Here is an 18,824-nt window from a genome sequence, read left to right as displayed (position 1 = left end):
TGCGGCTCGGCGGACGCCGGGCACCCGGCATCCCGTCGACCGCTGCCTGCTCCGCCGGGATCAGCGCTGTTTGACCTCGCCGAACAGACGCGCGATCGGCACGAGGACGCGCGGACGCGCCGCGATGACCCCCGCGGCCATCACGACGAGAGATGCCGCGAAGAGCAGCAGCCCGGTCGGGTCGGTCGTGAAGGCGTCGGGGTCGACGGAGCCGCGCGCGGCGTACATGTGATTGAGATTGCGCAGGGCGCCGGTGGCCAGCACGAGCGCCACGTGCACGACGATGAACGCGACGAAGAACAGCATCACCGGGAAGTGCACCTTGCGCGCCCACTCGATCGGATACAGGCGGTTGAGCCTCTCGGCATCCTTCGGCCAGACGCCCGACAGGCGCACGCCGCTGACGATCGCGAGCGGGGCGGCGACGAAAGTGATGGCGAAGTACGACAGCTGCTGGAGGCTGTTGTAGTTCACCCAGCCGTTCTCGGTCGGCCAGTCGAGCGAGACGTACTGCAACGCCGCCGACAGCGCGTTGGGGAAGACCTCCCACGAGGTGGGGACGATGCGCATCCACTGACCGGTCACGAACAGCAGCACGACGAAGATCACGCCGTTCGCGATCCACAGGATGTCGATGGCCTGGTGGAACCACAGCGTGAGACTGATGCGGCGCCGCTTGTTCTTCCGCGGCGACCAGAACGCGGCGGGGCGTTTCTCGTTTCGCACCTGCCAGCCCGTGCGAATGATGAACAGCAGGAAGAAGCCGTTGAGGAAGTGCGACCAGTTCAGCCACGCCGGGATGCCGACGGGCGCAGCCTCCGGCAGGTGATACTCCCCCGGGTACGCGGCGAGGAACTCCTGCCCCGGCCCGAGCGCGAGAACGAAGCGCGCCAGCAGCACGAAGATGCCCGCCAGCGCGAGCGCGAAGATCCCGAGCACGGCCGTCGAGCCGAGCAGTTGCACGGGCGAGAAGTCGCCGAGAGCGGTGCGGGGCGGTTTCGCGCTCGCGGGTCGGGCGCTGTGCGCAGACGCCGCCCGCATCGACCTGCGTGAAGCCGCGGCCCCGGGCCACACGGTGCGCGGGACGGTGAGAGGCGGGCGCGGAACGCTTCCTTCCCCGGCCAGAGCGGACGGGCGCGACGAGCGCGCGGGCGATGCGGTGTCGTCTCGCGAACCGGACGCGCTGGTCGCCGGATCCGCGGCGGCATGGCCGGCCTCAGCACGGTGCAGGCTCGACGATGCGCTGCGGCGTTCCGAGTCGTCGTCGGCGACGGACGCCCGCGCGGGGGCTGCGGATACCGGCGGCCAGGGCTCTCCGCCCGGCTCGCGCGGCAACCCGCGGCGCACGCTGCCGGTCGTGGCCTCCCCCGGAGTGGAGGCGAGACGCGTGCTGACGTCGGAGGCAGCGGTGGCCGGCTGCGGAACCGAAGGCACGGGCGCCGGACCGGCCGCTCCGACGTGCTGGTCGGACGCGGTGCCCTCCGCCGCCGGCGCGTCGGCCTCCGCGGAGTCAACGGACGGAGCGGATGCCGGCGGCCACGGCTGCCCACCCGCCTCGCGCGGCAGGCCCCGTCGAACGGGGGTCGCCGGGGCGAGGGCGCTCGCGCCGGTCGGTGCGCCCACGTCCACGGCATCCCCCGTCGAAACCTCGGGGACGTGCGCCGGACGCACACCGTGCGGCGACGACGCTGCGACATCCGTGCCGTTCTGCGGGATCCGCGCCGCCGCGCCCGTCGCCTGGCCGTCGCCGTCGACACCGACCTGAGCGGGTGCGGGATCGACGGGGGCCGCGGGCGCGTCGGCGCCGTGCGACGTGTCGGGGACGCCGGAGGCCGCGGGCGGCCAGGGCTCCCCACCGGGAACGCGCGGCAGCCCGCGACGCGGAGTGCGGGGTGTGGACGCCATCTACTTCTTGTGGGCCTCGAGCGCGCTGATGAGTTGCGGGACAACGGTGAACAGGTCTCCGACGATACCGAAATCGGCTATCTCGAAGATCGGCGCGTCGGGATTCTTGTCGATTGTGACGATCAATGTCGCGGTCTGCATGCCGGCGCGGTGCTGGATCGCCCCCGAGATACCCAGCGCGACATACAGCCGCGGCGACACGGTCACGCCGGTCTGGCCGACTTGGGCGCTGGCCGGCACGAACCCGGCGTCGACCGCCGCGCGCGACGCACCGACGGCGCCGCCGAGCACGTCGGCGAGCTGTTCGACCAGCGCGAAGTCCTCTCGTGAGCCGACACCGCGCCCACCCGCGACCACGACCGCCGCGCCGCGCAGTTCGGGGCGCGACGAGGGCGCCGGCGTCTCGGAGAACGTCTCGATCCGGGCGGCACGCACACCGGATGCCGAAACCTCGAGGCCCTCGACCACGAGGGGCCGCGCGGCGAGCCGCGTGTCGATCGCCCCGGGCCGGAGGGTCGCCAGCAGCGGCCCGAAGGTGGTAGCGCCGTCGACGGTGAACGCTCCCCCGAGCACGGAGTGGTGCGCGACCACGCCGAGTTCGTCGCGCTCGATGCCCACGACATCGGCGGCGAGGGGCAACCGCCGTCGCGCAGCGAGACGGGCCAGCGCGTCGCGCGACTCCACGGCGTTCGACGCGAGCACGAGATCAGGTTTCTCCCGGTCGAGGGCGGCGGCGAGCGCGTCGACGACGGGCACGGTCAGCTCGTCGGACCGGGTTTCGGCCGTGAGCACCCGCACGGCACCGAGCCCAGCCGCTTCGGCGGCGGCATCGCCCAGAGCGTCGGCGCGGCGGCGGCGATCAGCGCCACCGGCTCGCCCACCGTCGCCGCGGCGGCGAGCAACCCCGGCGCGGACGCGGCGAGCGCGCCGTTCGGCAGCACCTCGAGCAGCACGAGAGCGACGCTCATCGGGTCACCCCCTCGGCGATGAGGAAGGCGGCCAGCTTCTCGCCGGCGTCGCCCTCGTCGACGATCTTGATGCCGGCGTGACGCGCGGGCCGCTCGGCGACCGAGAGCATGATGTAGCGCGCTGTCGCGGGATCGTCGGGCTCGATGTCGAGGGACGCGGCATCCACCGTCTCGAAGGGCTTCTTCTTCGCCGCCATGATGCCCTTGAACGTCGTGAAACGCCCTTCGGGGAGCGCCTCGGTGATCGAGACGACCGCGGGCAGCTCGGCACTCACCCGCATGGTGCCGGCGTCGCTCACGCGGTCGCCGGTCACCATCGTGTCGGACACCTCGAGGGCGGCGAGTCCCGTCAACTGCGGCACACCGAGCACCTCGGCCACCATGGCCGGAATCACCCCCGCGCCTCCGTCGGTCGAGAGGTTGCCGGCGATCACGAGGTCGTAGCCCGTGCGCCGGATCGCCGCCGCCAGCACCTCGGCGGTCAGCAGCAGGTCGGCGCCGCGCAGGGCGTCGTCGACGACGTGCACCGCCGAGGTCGCCCCCATCGCGAGGGCTTTGCGGATCGTCGCGGTCGCCGAGGCGGGCGCCATCGCCAGCACCGTGACCTCGGTGCCCGGGTGGGCGTCGGCGTGGGCCAGGGCCGCTTCGACCGCGCGTTCGTCGATCTCGTCGAGCACGGGCGCCGCCGCGGCGCCGCGGTCGATCAACCCCGTCTCGAGGTCGAGCCGCCGCTCGCCCCACGTGTCGGGGACTTCTTTGGTCAGGACCACGATCTTCATCGATGCGTCTCCTTCGTCGGGAACGGGATGCCGCGGCGCCGGCGCCGCAGCCGGGGTCGGGGCGCCGGGGACTCGCGAGGCTCGGCCATCGGTTCGGCGGCGCAGACGCCCCCGCGCCCGCCAAGCGAACGGTGAATGGCACCGCCGCCCCGCGGGGCGCCCGCGACGCGGGAGCGGTACCGTGAAACGCGAGGAGGACCGATGACGCGACGACTGCCGGTCGACCCGATCGCCGAAGCCAAGCGACAGTGGCTCGCGCACGGGTGGGACGACGCGGCCGACGGCATGACGGTCGTGACCTCGGTGATCCGCGCGCACCAGCTGCTCATGGCATCCATCGACCGGGCTCTGAAGCCCTTCGACCTGTCGTTCTCGCGCTTCGAGATGCTGCGCCTGCTCGCCTTCGCCCGGGAGGAACGGATGCCGATGGCCAGCGCCATCGCGCGGCTGCAGGTGCATCCGACGAGCGTGACGAACACGGTCGACCGCCTCGTGCGCGATGGGTTGCTCGCGCGCGAGCCGCACCCGACCGATGGGCGGGCCGCGCTGCTGGTGCTGAGCGACGCCGGTCGCCGCCGGGTGGACGAGGCGACCGCCGCCCTGAACGTCGTGTTCGCCGACCTCGGACTGGGCGACGACGACGCGACGGCCCTCGTGCGGATCATCGCGCGGTTCCGCAAGGGCGCCGGCGACTTCGCCGACCCCGCGCCGCTGCCCGAGCCGCTCTGACGGCGCGGAGAGCGGCAGGTCGGCGACCCCGGGCCGCCTCTGACTGAGCGGCTCGGACGTCGAGAAGATCGGCAGGTCGGTGAGCTCACGCCGGTGCGCAAGCCGCTCTGACGGCCGAGCCCGTGCGCTGTCGGCGCCGGAAGCGCGTGCTCGCGCGCGGCGCCGTCGGCGCGGACGAAATCGCCCACGCCCGGCAGCCGCCGCGCCGCGCCGCTCATCGGTGCGTGAACGACGGCGCTCGCTTCTCGCGAAACGCCGCCATCCCCTCTTTCTGATCGGCGGTGTCGAAGAGTGCGGCGAATGCCTGCCGCTCGAAGCGCACGCCCTCGGCGAGCGTCGACTCCAACGCCACGTCGAGGGCCGCCTTCGCCGCGTACAGGGCGGGCAGCGGCTTCTCGGCGATCGTGCGGGCGACCGACTCGGCCTCGTCGAGCAGGTCGGCGGCCGCCACCACGCGCGACACGAGACCTGCGCGTTCGGCCTCGGCGGCATCGATCATGCGACCGGTCAAGACGATCTCGGCGGCCTTGTAATACCCGAGCGCGCGCACGAGGCGCTGCGTGCCGCCCATGCCGGGGATGACCCCGAGCTGCACCTCGGGCTGGCCGAATCTCGCACGGTCGGATGCCAAGATGACGTCGCACATGAGCGCCAGCTCGCACCCGCCGCCCAGCGCGTAGCCCGACACGGCCGCGATCACGGGGGTGCGGACGGCGGCGAAGCGCGCCCACGCGCCGAAGTGATCGGTGAGCATCATGTCGAGGCCCGACTTCTGCTCCATCTCTTTGATGTCGGCCCCGGCGGCGAAGGCCTTCTCGCTGCCCGTCACGACGATCGCCCCGGTGCCCTCGTCGACGTCGAACGCCTCGGCAGCGGCGACCACCTCGCGCATGGTCTGCGTGTTGAGCGCGTTCAGCGCCTCGGGGCGATCGAGCGTGATCCACCCGACGCGGCCGCGCTGCTCGACGCGGATCGTCTCGTACCCGGCATCCTGATCAGTCATCTCACTCCTGTTCGTGACGGTGCGGACGAACCCGCCCTCGCATGCTCGCACGCACCCCCGACATCGATCGAGGGGGTTCCCCATCGGTCCGGCCGGCGCCCACGACGGGCCGGCGACGGTGACCGGTTCGGGGCGCGTTCTGCACCTTGGGGCGGAAAAATTTCGCCCCAAAGTGCGGATTCCGCCCCGATCCAGCGAAACGGACCTCCGAACGCTGATCCCGCCCACTCGCGGCACGTCGACCACACCGCCCGGACCGCTCAGGCTCACGCCGCCAGCACGCTCCGGCCGACGATGAGCCGCATGATCTCGTTGGTGCCCTCGAGGATCTGATGCACCCGCAGATCGCGCACGACCTTCTCGATGCCGTAGTCCTGCAGGTAGCCGTAGCCTCCGTGCAGCTGCAGCGCCTCGTTCGCCACCCGGAATCCGACGTCGGTCGCGAAGCGTTTCGCCATCGCGCATCGTGTCGCGGTGTCGGGGGTCTTGGCGTCCAGTGCCGTCGCGGCGTCGCGCACGAGCAGGCGTGCGGCCTCGAGTTCGGTCGCCATGTCGGCCACCGCGAACACCACCGATTGCTTCTCGGCGAGCGCCTCGCCGAACGTGAAGCGCTCGTGCACGTAGGCGATCGCGCGGTCGAGCGCCCAGCGCGCTGCGCCGATCGAGCACGTCGCGATGTTGAGCCGGCCGCCGTTGAGGGCGGTCATGGCGATCGAGAATCCGCGACCCTCGCCGCCGAGCAGGTTCTCGGCCGGCACGCGCACCTCGTCGAGCACGACCGCCCGGGTGGGCTGCGCGTTCCACCCCATCTTCTTCTCGTTCGGACCGAACGACAGTCCCTCCGAATCTGCGGGGACGAGGAACGCGCTGATGCCCCGCGCGCCCGGTTCGCCCGTGCGCGCCATGACGATGTAGACGGATGCCGCGCCGGCACCCGAGATGAACTGCTTCACGCCCGTGAGCACGTAGGTGTCGCCGTGGCGGATCGCCGAGGTCGTGATGGCCGCGGCATCGGAGCCCGCGCCCGGTTCGGTCAGGCAGTAGGCGCCGAGGTCGTCCATGGCGATCAGGCCGGGCAGCCACTGCTCGCGCTGCGCCGACGTGCCGTAGGCGTCGATCATCCACGCCACCATGTTGTGGATCGTGACGTAGGCGGTGACGGTGGGGTCGCCGTAGGCGAGCTCCTCGAAGATGGCCACGGCATCGGCCCGTGTCAGCCCGGCGCCGCCGACGTCGTCGTTGACGTAGACGCCGCCGAGGCCCAGCTCCCCCGCGCGGCGCAGCACGTCGCGGGGGAAGTGCTTCTCGGCATCCCATTCGAGGGCGTGCGGGGCGAGCTCGGTCGCAGCGAAATCGCGGACGGCGTCGAGGATCGCGGCGCGTTCGTCGGCCGAGAGGGTACCGGCGGGCGAAGCGTCGAGCGCGGGGGCAGGGGTGGTGTCCATGCGACTCTCCTTCGTGAGGGCGACGTCGTCGTCGCACGTCGAACTTTACCTGGACGTCCTAGTAATTGATAGGGGGAGCGACTAACGCCCCCCGCGTCGAGAAATGCCGCGCCGTGCCACACACGCCGTGTCGAGGCGTTTCCGCAACGCGCGAACGTTTCTCGCGCACCCTCGCGCGCAACGCGAGCGTTCACGACGCACCCGCGCGGGTGACGCCCGAGCATTTCTCGCGCACCCTCGCGCATCACCGCCGGCGATCCCGCGCCGGCGGGCGGGCCGGCGCCGCGTTCGCTCGCCGTTCACCGGGCCGTCACGCGATCCAGGCACAATCCACAGGTTCGCGCTCCCCGCGCGGGTCGCTCCCCCACCCGAATCCGAGGACACAGCCCATGCCTTCGCCCCTCCTGCGCCGAGCCGCCGCGTTCACCGCGACGACCGCGGCGGTGTGCGCGCTCGCCCTGTCGAGCGTCACCGCGGCCTCCGCCGCGATCGTCCCCCAGCCCGTCTCGAACAGCGCCACGGGCGCTGCCCTGTCGGTCACCCCGGTCAACTCGTACGACACCGGCGTCTACAAGGAGTCGGCCGCCGAGATCGTGCAGGCTTACCGCGACCGTCTGTTCGTCGTCAACGCGCAGGCCGGCACCGTGACTGTGCTCGACAACAGCGACCCGACCAAGCCCGTCAAGCTGTTCGACATCGGCTCCACCGGTGTCGCCAACTCGGTCGCCGTCCGCGACGACGGTCTCGGCGTCATCGCCTTCGAGGCGACGACCAAGACCGACGCCGGTCACCTCGTCTTCTTCGACGCGAACAAGACGGATGCCGCGAGCGCGAAGCTCGGCGAGGTCACCGTCGGCGCGCTCCCCGACATGGTGACCTTCTCGAAGGACGGCTCGTACGCCGTCGTCGCCAACGAGGGCGAGCCCGCCGCCGACTTCTCGGTCGACCCCGAGGGCTCGGTCAGCGTCATCGCACTCTCGTCCGCCCTCACCGCCCCCGCGCAAAGCGCGGTCAAGACCGCGGGGTTCCGCGCCTTCGAGCCGGGCGGCACGAAGACGCTCGACCCCAAGGTGCGCGTCTTCGGACCCGACGTCGCCGCTCCCGGCCAAGACCCCGCGACGCTGTCGTCCAACCGCGTCTCGCGCAACCTGGAGCCGGAGTACATCACCGTCGACGGCACGACCGCCTACGTCACGCTGCAAGAGGCGAACGCCCTCGCGACGGTCGACCTCGCGAAGGCCCAGGTCACCGGCATCCTGCCCCTCGGCTACAAGGACTGGGGCGCCGTCGGTCTCGACCCGAGCGACAAGGACGGCGCGAACATCCGCACCGTCGCGGGCCTCAAGGGCCTCTACATGCCCGACGGCATCGCGTCGTACACCGCCGCCGTCGGCGGCAAGGCGGGCACCTACCTCGTCACCGCGAACGAGGGCGACGGACGCGAGTGGGGCACCTTCACCGACGAGGCCCGCGTGAAGACCCTCGGCAAGGACGGGCTCGCCCCGGTCTGCGCGACCTCGCCGCTCGCCGGTCGCTCCGCCGACACCGACCTCGGCCGCCTCAAGGTGGTCACCGACCTCGGACTCACCGCCGAGGGCTGCTACAGCGAGCTCTACGCCTACGGCGGACGCTCGTTCTCGATCTGGGACACCAAGGGCACGCTCGTCTTCGACTCAGGCGACCAGTTCGAACAGAAGCTGAAGGAGGTCGCACCGCAGCTGTTCAACGTCTCCAATGACAACAACGTCGTCGACGACCGCAGCGATGACAAGGGTCCCGAGCCCGAGAACGTGGCGCTCGGCGTCGTCGACGGCCGCACGTACGCCTTCATCGGCCTGGAGCGAGCGGGCGGCGTGATGGTCTACGACGTCACCGACCCGAAGAGCCCCGCCTACGTCACGTACGTCAACAACCGCGACGCGACCGCCGACGTCGAGACCGCCGCGGCCGGCGACCTCGGGCCCGAGGGCATCACGTTCGTCTCGGCGCTGCGCTCGCCCACGGGCGTGCCGCTGCTGATCACGGGCAACGAGGTGTCGGGGACCACCACGGTGTTCGAGGTGCGTCCGACGCAGCCGAAGAAGCCCGACGTGCAGATCCTCACGATCAACGACTTCCACGGCCGCCTGGTGCAGGAGACCGGCGGGGTCGCCGGGGCGGCGGTGCTGGCCGGCGCGGTCGAGAAGTACCGCGAGCTGAATCCGAACACGCTCTTCGTCTCGGCCGGTGACAACATCGGCGCGAGCGCGTTCGAGTCGTTCATCGACCAGGACGACCCCACCATCGACGCCCTGAAGGCGGCGACCCTCGACGTCAGCGCCGTCGGCAACCACGAGTTCGACCGCGGCTTCGCCGACCTCACCGACCGGGTCATCCCCCGCTACGGCGACAACGCGGGCGACCGGAGCGACTTCGCCCTCGGCGCGAACGTGTACCTGAAGGGCACGAAGACCCCCGCCCTCAAGCCGTACACGATCACAGACGTCGGCGGCACCAAGATCGCCTTCGTCGGCACGGTCACCCGCCAGACGGCCGGCATGGTCGACCCCTCCAAGATCACCGAGATCGAGTTCGGCGACCAGGTCGAGGCCGCGAACCGCGAAGCGAAGAACGCCCGCGCCGCCGGGGCCGACATCGTCGTGCTGCTCGCCCACGAGGGTTCCGAGGGCACCGACTGCGCGAAGATCGCCACCGAGACGGGCGACTACGGCGACCTCGTGCGCGGCGTCTCCGGCGACGTGAACGCCATCGTCTCGGCCCACACGCACCAGAAGTACGCGTGCACCATCGGCGGGCGTCCCGTCATCCAGGCCGGTCAGTACGGCACCAACCTCGGCACGCTGGACATCGACCTGGATGCCGCCGGCGACCTCGCCTCCATCACGCCCGGTGTGCGCCCGCTGCTCGACGCCACGAGCCAGTACGTCGCCTACCCGCAGGCGACGACGGCGAAGATCGTGGCGGATGCCAAGGCCGTCGCCGACGTGAAGGGTCAGGTCGAGGTCGGCACCATCACCGCCGACATCACCCGAGCCCGCAACGCCTCGGGAGACGAGGACCGCGGCGCCTACTCGACGCTCGGCAACACCGTCGCCGACGTGTACCTGTGGGCCACGACCGAGAACCCCTCGTTCAACGGGCAGGACGCGCAGATCGCGTTCATGAACCCGGGCGGTCTGCGTGCCGACCTGCTCTACGGCTCCGACAACGGCTCGGTCTCGTACCGCGAGGCCGCGAACGTGCAGCCCTTCGGCAACACGCTGGTCACGCTGTCGCTGACCGGGGCGCAGCTGAAGTCGGTGCTCGAGGAGCAGTGGCAACCGTCGACGGCATCGCGTCCCGTGCTCGCGCTCGGCGTCTCGAAGGGCTTCACCTTCGCCTACGACCCGAACGCGGCCGCGGGCGCGCGCATCTCGTCGATCGCGCTGAACGGCGTCGCCGTCGACCCGGCTGCGTCGTACCGCGTGGTCACCAACTCGTTCCTCGCCGCGGGCGGTGACAACTTCACCACCTTCGCGCAGGGCACGGCGAAGGCCGACTCGGGTCAGATCGACCTGCAGGCCACGGTCGACTTCTTCGCTGCGAAGGGCACGGTCGCACCCTCGCCGCTCGGCCGGGCGTACCTGCTCGGTTCGAGCCCGGTCGACGAGGGGACCGGCGCCGGAACGCCGACCCCGACCCCGACCGTCACGCCGACGCCGACGGCCACCCCCGCGCCGACCACATCGCCGTCCGCCGCGCCCGGCGCTTCGCCGTCGAGCAGCCCCGCCGCGGGGTCCGGCACGGCTGCGCTCGCGAAGACGGGTGCCGAGCTGCCGTGGGGCATCGCCCTCGCGGGCGGCTTCTTCCTGCTCGCGGGAGGTGTGGCCGCAGCGCTGCGGCGCCGTCGCGTCTGACACGCGCAGACGGTAGCGGCCCTCACCCCTGACGGGTGGGGGCCGCTGTCGTTGTGCGGCGCGGCGCGCGCTCGGGCACGATCTGCGAGCGGAGTACCGAGACCGCACCCGTTTGCCGAGACCGCATGCGGTTGCCGCGAATTCCCTGCGTTCTCGGCAACCGGGTGCGGCCTCGCGGCCCGTGCGCGCCGCCCGCACGCGCGCCCGCAACCGCCGCGCGGCGAGGGGCGTCCCACGGGTTCCCCGCGGGCCCGTCAGGGTCGCAGCACGCCGACGAGCACCCCGGATGCCGCGGACTCCACGCGCCACACCTGCCCACTGCCGTGAACGGCCGGGGCGGCCTGCGCCGAGATGACGAGGGCCGTGTGCTCGTCGATCGCCACACCGTCGGAGACGAGCCCCGCCTCGACCGCGGCGACGAGACGGGAGAGGGTGCCCCATTGGGCGGCGTGCACGTCGACGGCGAAATCTAGGAGCCCGAGGCCCGGGCGCACCTCGACCTCGTCGAGCTCTTCGCCGGCATCCTCCGACACGACCTCGACCCCGCCCACGCGATGTCCGCCGACCAGCGCGGGTCCGGCCGCGATGGACGAGCCGGCCGAGAACCCGGCGTAGGGCATTCCGTCGCGGACGCGGTCGGTCACGGCATCCCGGATCGGTCCCACCGCCGCCTGGTACGCCGGGGTGAGGCCGCCGCCGACGAACAGGGCGTCGGCGTCGAGCACCGAGGTGTCGAAGACCTGGCCCTCGACGATGGCCGCGACCCGCAGCTCGGTCGCCGTCGCCCCCGCAGCCTCGAGCACCGCCACGAAGCGAGCGACCGAGGACTCGTCGTCGGCCTCGCGCACGAGCAGCACCGCAATCACGGTCGGCCGGTCACCGGCGCGCTCCCGCGCCTCGCGAACGAAGGGACGCAGCAGATCGCCGCAGCGCGCGACGTCGCGCCCGCCGCCGAGAAGGAAGACACTCATGCGCCCAGTATCCCGGGATCGGTGTCCGCGTGACTCGCCGGAATTCGTCGCTTCAGGGCACCAGCGAACGACAAATCCTGGCGACTCACGCGGCTCTAGGCTCGACGGGTGGAGATCCGCGTGCGGCCGAGCGTGCCCGCCGACATCGAGTGGCTCGTCGAGCTTCGCGCCGAGGTTCTGCGCGCCGACCTCGAGCGCCTCGGTCGCTTCGACGAACATCGGGTGCGCCAGCGCCTCCGCGACGGCTTCCGCCCGGAGTGGACGCGCATCATCGTCGTCGACGGGGCGGATGCCGGCTCGATCACGGTCCGACCCGACGGGGCCGCGCGGTGGATCGAGCACTTCTACCTGGCATCCGCTCTGCAGGGTCGAGGGGTGGGCGGCGAGGTGCTCGCGCGCGTGCTCGCGGAGCCGCACGACGGCCCGACCCGCCTGAACGTGCTGCAGGGCAGCCCCGCCCGCCGACTCTACGAGCGCGCCGGCTTCACCCTGGACGCCGAGGACGAGGTAGATGTCTACCTGTCTCTCGCCTCCGCCCCCCGCGCACAACCCGCGTGAGGGGTCACTTTCTGTCGCTTCCAAACCGGCGCGGCGACAGTTCCTGACCCCTCGCGCGAGAAGGAGACCGGGTCAGTACCGCCGCAGCAGAGCCGCGAGCGCCTGACCGCCGCCGATGCACATCGTTACGACGGCGTATTCGAGGTCGCGGCGCTGCAGGTCGAGGGCCGCACGCACGGTGAGGATCGCGCCCGTCGCGCCGACGGGGTGACCGAGGGCGATCGCACCGCCGTACGGATTCACCCTCTCGGGGTCGAGGCCCGCGTCGCGGATCACGGCCACGGCCTGCGCGGCGAACGCCTCGTTCAGCTCGACCACGTCGACGTCGGCGGGCGTGAGCCCGGTCTGCTCCCACAGCCGCTGCAGCGCGATCACCGGGGCGTAGCCCATGATCTCGGGGTCGACGCCCGCGGTGGTGACGGCCTCGAGCGTCGCGAGGCCGGTCAGGCCGCGCTCGCGCACGTCGTCCTCGCGCAGCAGCACCATCGCGGCGGCGCCGTCGTTGATGCCCGACGAGTTGCCGGCGGTGACCGACCCTCCCTTCTCGAAGGCCGGGCGCAATCCCGCCAGCGTCTCGAGGGTCGTGCCGGGCCGCGGGTGCTCGTCGACCGAGACCTCGACGGGCTTCCGTCCGCCGGTGGTCACGGGCACGATCTCTTCCGCGAAGGCCGCGCGGGCGGCATCCGTCGACGCCCTGCGCTGGCTCTCGACGGCGAAGGCGTCCTGCTCCGCGCGTGAGACGGAGTAGCGGGATGCCACGACCTCGGCCGTCGTGCCCATGTGCCGGCCGCTGAAGGGGTCGGTGAGGATCGCGAGCGTGCCGTCCAGCAGGGTGCGGTCGCCGAGCCGGCTGTTGCCGCGGGCCCCGTATTCCAGGAACGGTGTGCGCGACATGCTCTCGTCGCCGCCCGCGACCGCGACGTCGATACCGCCCCAGCGCAGCTCCTGCGCCGCCGACCAGATCGCCTGCAGGCCCGAGCCGCACAGGCGGTTCACGGTGAAGGCGGGCACGCGGGTCGGGAGCCCCGCGGCGAGCGCGACGCGGCGGGCGTTGTAGGCGTCGGGGCCGTTCTGGGCGATGCAGCCCATGACGACCTCGTCGACGTCTTCTTCCGCAACGCCGGCGCGACGCAGCGCCTCGGTGACGGCCACCGCGCCGAGCTCGTACGCGTCGACGCTCGAGAGCGACCCGCCGAACGAGCCGATGGGCGTGCGCGCACCCGAGACGAGCACGATCTTCGGCGCCGACATCAGCTCGCCGCCTCCGCGGGGCGCGCCTGGGCCTCGACGTCGGCGGCATCCGCGACGTATCCCTCGACGTGACGCTCGTCGGGGCCGACGTAGGCCGACAGCGGTCGGATGAGGGCGTTTGCCGCCTGCTGCTCGCGGATGTGCGCCGTCCAGCCCGTCACGCGGGCGGCGACGAAGAGCGGGGTGAAAGTGAGGGTGTCGAAGCCCATGAGGTCGTACGCCGGGCCCGAGGGGTAGTCGAGGTTCGGGTAGATGCCCTTGCGCTCGACGAATTGCGCCTCGAGCGCGTCGTACAGCGCGGCGACCTCGGGGCGGTCGTAATGGGCGACGAGGGTGTCGAGGGCGGCTTTCATCGTGGGCACGCGCGAGTCGCCGCGCTTGTAGACGCGGTGCCCGAAGCCCATGATCTTGCGCTTCTCGGCGAGGGCGGTGTCGAGCCAGGGCCCGACATTCTCGGCCGAGCCGATCTCGCGGAGCACGTGCAGCACCGCCTCGTTCGCCCCGCCGTGCAGGGGACCCTTCAGCGCGCCGATCGCGCCGACCACCGCGGAGTACAGGTCGCTGAGTGTCGAGGCGATGACCCGCGCGGTGAAGGTCGAGGCGTTGAAGGAGTGCTCGGCGTAGAGGATCATCGAGCGGGTGAAGGCGTCGACGACGACGGGGGCGGCCTCCTCACCGAACGTCATCCAGAGGAAGTTCGCCGCGTAGTCGAGGTCGTCACGGGGCTCGACCAGGTCCTCGCCGCGGCGGCGGCGCTGGCCGTACGCGACGACCGCGGGCAGCTGCGCCCACAGGCGGACAGACCGGTCGAGGTTCTCTTCCGGGGTGCCCACGGCATCCATCACGTTCGACATCCCCGCGGTCTCGCGCGCGCCGATCACGCTCACGGCCGTGCGCACCTCGTCCATGGGGTGGGCGGACGTCGGCAGCAGGTCGATCGCAGCACGCACGTCGTCGGGCAGCGCCCGGTGCTCACGCTCGGTGCGACGCAGGGCGGCGAGCTGTTCGGCATCCGGAAGCTCCCCGTTCCAGAGCAGATACGCCACCGCCTCGAAGGGCTGCGTGGCGGCGAGCTCCTGCACCGGGTATCCGCGGTAGAGCAGGCTGTTGGTCTCGGGGTTGACCTTGCTGACGGCGGTCTCGTCGACCGTGACGCCGGCGAGGCCCTTCTTGATGTCGGTCATCGTCTCTCCTTCGAGTCGTGCTCGGTTCTACTCTGCCCCACGCCCTCGCCGGGTGGCCGTTCCTCCTCGGCACCGGTCGCCCATGTCCCACTCGGTGCGGAAAAGGGGCGGCGACGCTGCACGAAGTGGGACACGCTCACCGCCCCCGCCGTCGGCCACCCCACCCATGTCCCACTCGGTGCGACAAAAGGGGCGGCGACGCTGCACGAAGTGGGACACGCTCACCGCTCCCGCCGTCGGCCACCCCGCCCATGTCCCACTCGGTGCGATCGAAGGGCGGCAACGCTGCGCTAAGTGGGACACGCTCATCACTCCCGCCGTCGGCCACCCCACCCATGTCCCACTTGGAGCGACAAAAGGGCGGCAATGCTGCACCAAGTGGGACACGCCCGCCGCTCCCGCCGCCGCCTCAGCGCTCGACGGTGAAGTCGAAGACGTCGGCGTCGAAGCGGGTGTAACCCTCGTAATCGATGAGGTCGTACAGGTCGGCGCGGTGCTGCATCTCGCCGAGCTGGTCGCGCAGGTGTCCCTCGGATGCCAGGGCGTCGAGGCCGCGGCCCGCCGCGCCCATCGCGAGGCGCAGCAGCGACACCGGCCAGATGACGATGTTGACGCCGGCGTCGCGCAGCTGCGCGGTGGAGAACAGCTCGCTCTTCCCGAACTCCGTCATGTTCGCCAGGATCGGCACGTCGAGCGCCTTACGCATCGCCTCGAACTCGCCGAGGTCGCGCATCGCCTCGGGGAAGATTGCGTCGGCACCGGCGTCGACCAGGGCTTTCGCGCGGTCGATCGCGGCATCCATCCCCTCCACCGCCCGCACGTCGGTGCGGGCCATGATGAGGAAGTCGGGGTCGCGGCGGGCATCGACGGCGGCGCGGATGCGCTTGATGGCGGTGTCGGCATCCACGACGCTCTTGCCGTCGAGGTGGCCGCAGCGCTTCGGGTTGACCTGGTCTTCGATGTGCGCGCCGGCGAGCCCCGCGTCTTCGAGGGTCTGGATCGTGCGGGCGACGTTCATCGGCTCGCCGAAGCCAGTATCGGCGTCGATGATCGCCGGCAGCTCCGTCATGCGGGCGATCTGCTGGCCGCGCCCGGCGACCTCGGTGAGGGTCGTGAGCCCGATGTCGGGCAGGCCCAGGTCGGCCGAGATCACGGCGCCCGAGATGTAGACGCCGTCGAAGCCCTTGCGCTCGATGAGCCGGGCCGACAGCGGATTGAACGCCCCGGGCATCCGCACGAGTTCTCCGGATGCCAGCTTCTCGCGCAGCGCGCGGCGCTTCTGGGCCGCGGTGGTCTGGGCGTACAGCATCAGTGGCCTCCCATCGCGCGGACGTCGTCGCGCGCCGGCCGTGCGGGCGCGCCGGATGGCCGTGCATGACTCCGGAACGTCGCACGGCCCGCCGCCTCACGCCAGCGAAACCCCGCGGCCCCCGCCGATTGGCGGCTCGGATACTCCGGAGCTGCGCGCCGAGCACGACCGAGGCCCCGCCACTCCCGCACCGGCGGCTCCGGCTTCTCGGGGGCGCATCCACCGCCGCGCGTCCGTGCACAACGGCGGGCGCTGGACGCGACACGCCGGCACGCGGCATCCTGAATCGGCGTGCCGGGGAAACTCCCCGCCGTTGCGCTCGTCCCAGGTGTGAGAAACGCCGCCGTCGTGCGCGCTGTGCTCCCACGACGCCCCGCCGTCGTGCTCGGCGTACGCATCAGAACAGGCCCTTCGGCGCCGGCGCCAGCGCCAGCACACCGGGCTTGGCGACGATCGACAGCTGCATGACCTCGGCGGGCGTCAGCTCGGGCAGGCGCTGCACGAGCTCGACGAAGCGCTCGATCTCCTCGGGCAGCAGCACCGGCTCGGCGAGGGTGCGGAACTTACGGACGTAGTCCTCCCGCGCGAACGGCCGGGCGCCGAGCGGATGCGCGTCGGCGACGGCGATCTCGTCCTCCACCGTCGAGCCGTCGGAGAGGGTGATCACCACGCGGCCCCCGAACGCCTTCTCGTTCGGATCCTCGGAGTGATAGCGGCGCGTCCACTCGGCATCCTCCGCCGTCGTGACCTTGTGCCACAGCTCGACCGTGTCAGCACGTCCCGCGCGCTCGGGGGTGTACGAGTCGACGTGGTGCCACGCGCCGTCCTGCAGGGCGACGGCGAAGATGTACGGGATCGAGTGGTCGAGCGTCTCGCGCGACGCGGTCGGGTCGTACTTCTGCGGGTCGTTCGCACCCGAGCCGATCACGTAGTGCGTGTGGTGGCTGGTGTGCAAGACGATGGATGCCACGTTCGCCGGGTCGCGCAGATCGGGGCGCTCCGTGCCGAGGCGTCGAGCGAGGTCGATCCACGCCTGCGCCTGGTACTCGGCCGAGTGCTCCTTCGTGTACGAGTCGAGGATGCCGCGCTTGCTCTCGCCGTCGCCGGGGAGCGGCACGTCGTACGAGGCGTCGGGACCGTCGAGCAGCCAGGCGATGACGCCGTCCTCGCCCTCGTAGATCGGCGAGGGGCTGGTCTCGCCGCGCATCGCGCGGTCGACGGCCTCGATCGCCATCTTGCCCGCGAAGGCGGGGGCGTGCGCCTTCCACGTCGAGATCTCGCCCTTTCGCGACTGGCGCGTGGCGGTCGTGGTGTGAAGCGCCTGGCCGATGGCCTGATAGATCGTCTCCTGGTCGAGGTCGAGCAGGGTGCCGATTCCCGCGGCCGCGGCGGGGCCGAGGTGGGCGACGTGGTCGATCTTGTGCTTGTGCAGGCTGATCGCGCGCACGAGGTCGATCTGGATCTCGTACGCCGTCGCGAGGGCCCGCACGAGGGCCGCGCCGTCACGTCCGGTGTGCTGGGCGACAGCGAGCACCGGCGGGATGTTGTCGCCGGGGTGCGAGTAGTCGGCGGCGAGGAACGTGTCGTGGTAGTCGAGTTCGCGGACGGCGACACCGTTGGCCCACGCGGCCCACTCGGGGCTCGTGCGCCGCTCGAGAAGGCATCCGAAGACCGTCGCACCCGAGCCGCCGATCGACACGGCGTGGTCGAGGGCCTGCTGACGGGCGGCGCTGACGGGCTGCCGCGTGATCGAGGCCGCAGCGACGGCGGCGTTGTCGATCAGGCGGTTGACGATCATGTCGACCACGTCGTCGTCGACGGCCACCGGGTCGACCGCAACCCGGGCGAGAGACCAGGCGAGCTGCCCTTCGCGGGCGAGGTTCTCATCGCTGCGGTGCACGCGCACGTGGTGGGTGATCGTCATGAGGGGTCCTCCGTCAGGGCTTCGAGGATGGTGGTGAGGGCGTTGTGCAGGTGCACGTGGGTGGCGTGCGCGGCGAGTTCGGGGTCGCCGGCAGCGATCGCTCGCGCGATCAATCCATGCTCCCCGGCCGAGGCCGAGAGGCGAAGGGGGTTGAAGCGGGCCATGCGGCGCACGCGCACGAGGTGCGTGCGGACGCTGCGCAGGGCCGCGGACAGATACGGGTTGTCGACAGCGGCGTCGACCGCCGCGTCGAAGCGCGCGATGAGGGCGTAGTACGCGTCGGTGTCGGCGGTGTCGACGTCGGCCAGCTCGGTCGAGAGCGCGCGGAAGACCCGACGGTCGCCGCGGTGCGCGGCGAGTCGGGCGGCCTCGGTCTCGAGCGCCCGACGCAGCTCGAACAGCGCCCGGATGTCGTCGGCATCGATCCCCGCCACGACGGTCACGCGGGGAGAGGCCTGGGCGACGAGGCCATCGGATGCCAGACGACGCAGCGCCTCGCGCAGAGGCGTGCGGCTCACCCCGAGGCGGGTGGACTGTTCGACCTCGCCCAGCACGGTCCCCGGCGGCAGCGCACCGGACTGGATCTCGTCGAGGAGCGTCGCATACGCGCGGTCACTCGCCCGCATGAGACACCCTCGACGTCATACCTCCAGTGTATGCATTGTCGCGTTGGTCTGGGGGGGTCAGGTGTTCCCGACGCGTTCTGCGTATACACAAGCCCACCCCCGCTCGCGCCCCGGGCCCGCGCCCCGCGCGTACTCCGCCCGCGCTCCGCCCGCGCTCCGCGATCCCCGCGCACGCTCCGCCCGCGCTCCGCGCGCGTGAGGGGTCAGAATTTGTCGCTGCCGAGTCTCCTCGGCGACGAAAAGTGACCCCTCACGCGGCTGGGGCACGGCAGAGCG

General features: G+C 71.7%; 15 protein-coding genes. 3 read left to right on the top strand and 12 right to left on the bottom strand.

What is annotated here, in order from left to right:
* Positions 1-60 precede the first annotated feature (60 nt).
* From QE410_RS01590 to QE410_RS01575, 4 genes are read right to left on the bottom strand one after another with little or no spacing between them, the layout of a single operon-like run.
* Entirely contained in the window at positions 61-1,905 is a 1,845-nt protein-coding gene (locus QE410_RS01590) for a cytochrome b/b6 domain-containing protein (protein ID WP_307327058.1), read from the bottom strand.
* Positions 1,906-2,697, bottom strand: coding sequence for an electron transfer flavoprotein subunit alpha/FixB family protein (locus QE410_RS01585; RefSeq protein ID WP_307327056.1), 792 nt, complete (start codon positions 2,695-2,697; stop codon positions 1,906-1,908). It lies immediately after the preceding gene.
* Complete coding sequence (locus QE410_RS01580; RefSeq protein ID WP_307327054.1) at positions 2,664-2,873, bottom strand: hypothetical protein; 210 nt, start codon at positions 2,871-2,873, stop codon at positions 2,664-2,666. Before QE410_RS01580 ends, QE410_RS01585 begins: the two co-directional genes overlap by 34 nt.
* Positions 2,870-3,652 (bottom strand): electron transfer flavoprotein subunit beta/FixA family protein, encoded by a 783-nt coding sequence (locus QE410_RS01575; protein WP_307327052.1) that lies wholly within the window; start codon positions 3,650-3,652, stop codon positions 2,870-2,872. Before QE410_RS01575 ends, QE410_RS01580 begins: the two co-directional genes overlap by 4 nt.
* Before the next feature lie 201 nt (positions 3,653-3,853).
* On the opposite strand from QE410_RS01575, the gene QE410_RS01570 reads away from it, so the two are divergent.
* Positions 3,854-4,381: a MarR family winged helix-turn-helix transcriptional regulator gene (locus QE410_RS01570; RefSeq protein WP_307327050.1), complete on the top strand. Its 528-nt coding sequence runs from the start codon at positions 3,854-3,856 to the stop codon at positions 4,379-4,381.
* 214 nt (positions 4,382-4,595) lie between these two features.
* Here QE410_RS01570 and QE410_RS01565 read toward each other — a convergent pair whose 3' ends face one another.
* Positions 4,596-5,384 (bottom strand): enoyl-CoA hydratase-related protein, encoded by a 789-nt coding sequence (locus QE410_RS01565; protein WP_307327048.1) that lies wholly within the window; start codon positions 5,382-5,384, stop codon positions 4,596-4,598.
* 266 nt (positions 5,385-5,650) lie between these two features.
* Positions 5,651-6,829: an acyl-CoA dehydrogenase family protein gene (locus QE410_RS01560; protein ID WP_307327046.1), complete on the bottom strand. Its 1,179-nt coding sequence runs from the start codon at positions 6,827-6,829 to the stop codon at positions 5,651-5,653.
* 389 nt (positions 6,830-7,218) lie between these two features.
* Here QE410_RS01560 and QE410_RS01555 point away from each other — a divergent pair, with 389 nt between their 5' ends.
* The gene (locus QE410_RS01555) at positions 7,219-10,725 is read left to right on the top strand and encodes a choice-of-anchor I family protein (RefSeq protein WP_307327044.1); all 3,507 of its coding nucleotides are present in this window, start codon (positions 7,219-7,221) and stop codon (positions 10,723-10,725) included.
* A 254-nt stretch (positions 10,726-10,979) separates the two neighbouring features.
* On the opposite strand, the gene QE410_RS01550 is transcribed toward QE410_RS01555, so the two are convergent.
* Entirely contained in the window at positions 10,980-11,696 is a 717-nt protein-coding gene (locus tag QE410_RS01550) for a Type 1 glutamine amidotransferase-like domain-containing protein (RefSeq protein ID WP_307327042.1), read from the bottom strand.
* Between the two features lie 108 nt (positions 11,697-11,804).
* On the opposite strand from QE410_RS01550, the gene QE410_RS01545 reads away from it, so the two are divergent.
* Positions 11,805-12,254 (top strand): GNAT family N-acetyltransferase, encoded by a 450-nt coding sequence (locus QE410_RS01545; RefSeq protein WP_307327040.1) that lies wholly within the window; start codon positions 11,805-11,807, stop codon positions 12,252-12,254.
* Positions 12,255-12,326: 72 nt separating this feature from the next.
* On the opposite strand, the gene QE410_RS01540 is transcribed toward QE410_RS01545, so the two are convergent.
* The 5 genes from QE410_RS01540 to QE410_RS01520 form a co-directional block, all read right to left on the bottom strand.
* Positions 12,327-13,505 carry a thiolase family protein gene (locus QE410_RS01540; protein WP_307327038.1) on the bottom strand — a complete coding sequence of 393 codons (1,179 nt, stop codon included), beginning with the start codon at positions 13,503-13,505 and terminating at the stop codon, positions 12,327-12,329.
* A complete protein-coding gene (locus QE410_RS01535) occupies positions 13,505-14,689 on the bottom strand; it encodes a bifunctional 2-methylcitrate synthase/citrate synthase (RefSeq protein ID WP_307327037.1) in 1,185 nt (394 codons plus the stop codon). The genes QE410_RS01540 and QE410_RS01535 overlap by 1 nt, the downstream gene beginning before the upstream one ends.
* Positions 14,690-15,098: 409 nt before the next feature.
* Complete coding sequence (prpB, locus tag QE410_RS01530) at positions 15,099-15,998, bottom strand: methylisocitrate lyase (RefSeq protein WP_307327035.1); 900 nt, start codon at positions 15,996-15,998, stop codon at positions 15,099-15,101.
* A 397-nt stretch (positions 15,999-16,395) separates the two neighbouring features.
* The gene (locus QE410_RS01525; protein WP_307327033.1) at positions 16,396-17,922 is read right to left on the bottom strand and encodes an MmgE/PrpD family protein; all 1,527 of its coding nucleotides are present in this window, start codon (positions 17,920-17,922) and stop codon (positions 16,396-16,398) included.
* Positions 17,919-18,548, bottom strand: a complete 630-nt coding sequence (locus tag QE410_RS01520; RefSeq protein ID WP_307327031.1) for a GntR family transcriptional regulator — start codon at positions 18,546-18,548, stop codon at positions 17,919-17,921. The genes QE410_RS01525 and QE410_RS01520 overlap by 4 nt, the downstream gene beginning before the upstream one ends.
* Positions 18,549-18,824 lie beyond the last annotated feature (276 nt).

Origin of the sequence: Microbacterium sp. SORGH_AS_1204 (assembly GCF_030818935.1) — a bacterium.
Lineage (GTDB): Bacteria > Actinomycetota > Actinomycetes > Actinomycetales > Microbacteriaceae > Microbacterium.
This window is presented reverse-complemented; position numbering and strand designations above follow the sequence as displayed.

Coding starts and splice junctions, on each gene's coding strand:
- QE410_RS01525 (WP_307327033.1), bottom strand. CDS start 17,922: ATGACGATCACCCACCACGTGCGCGTGCACCGCAGCGATGAGAACCTC.
- QE410_RS01520 (WP_307327031.1), bottom strand. CDS start 18,548: ATGCGGGCGAGTGACCGCGCGTATGCGACGCTCCTCGACGAGATCCAG.
- QE410_RS01570 (WP_307327050.1), top strand. CDS start 3,854: ATGACGCGACGACTGCCGGTCGACCCGATCGCCGAAGCCAAGCGACAG.
- QE410_RS01590 (WP_307327058.1), bottom strand. CDS start 1,905: ATGGCGTCCACACCCCGCACTCCGCGTCGCGGGCTGCCGCGCGTTCCC.
- prpB (WP_307327035.1), bottom strand. CDS start 15,998: ATGCTGTACGCCCAGACCACCGCGGCCCAGAAGCGCCGCGCGCTGCGC.
- QE410_RS01550 (WP_307327042.1), bottom strand. CDS start 11,696: ATGAGTGTCTTCCTTCTCGGCGGCGGGCGCGACGTCGCGCGCTGCGGC.
- QE410_RS01580 (WP_307327054.1), bottom strand. CDS start 2,873: ATGAGCGTCGCTCTCGTGCTGCTCGAGGTGCTGCCGAACGGCGCGCTC.
- QE410_RS01565 (WP_307327048.1), bottom strand. CDS start 5,384: ATGACTGATCAGGATGCCGGGTACGAGACGATCCGCGTCGAGCAGCGC.
- QE410_RS01575 (WP_307327052.1), bottom strand. CDS start 3,652: ATGAAGATCGTGGTCCTGACCAAAGAAGTCCCCGACACGTGGGGCGAG.
- QE410_RS01555 (WP_307327044.1), top strand. CDS start 7,219: ATGCCTTCGCCCCTCCTGCGCCGAGCCGCCGCGTTCACCGCGACGACC.
- QE410_RS01535 (WP_307327037.1), bottom strand. CDS start 14,689: ATGACCGACATCAAGAAGGGCCTCGCCGGCGTCACGGTCGACGAGACC.
- QE410_RS01560 (WP_307327046.1), bottom strand. CDS start 6,829: ATGGACACCACCCCTGCCCCCGCGCTCGACGCTTCGCCCGCCGGTACC.
- QE410_RS01540 (WP_307327038.1), bottom strand. CDS start 13,505: ATGTCGGCGCCGAAGATCGTGCTCGTCTCGGGTGCGCGCACGCCCATC.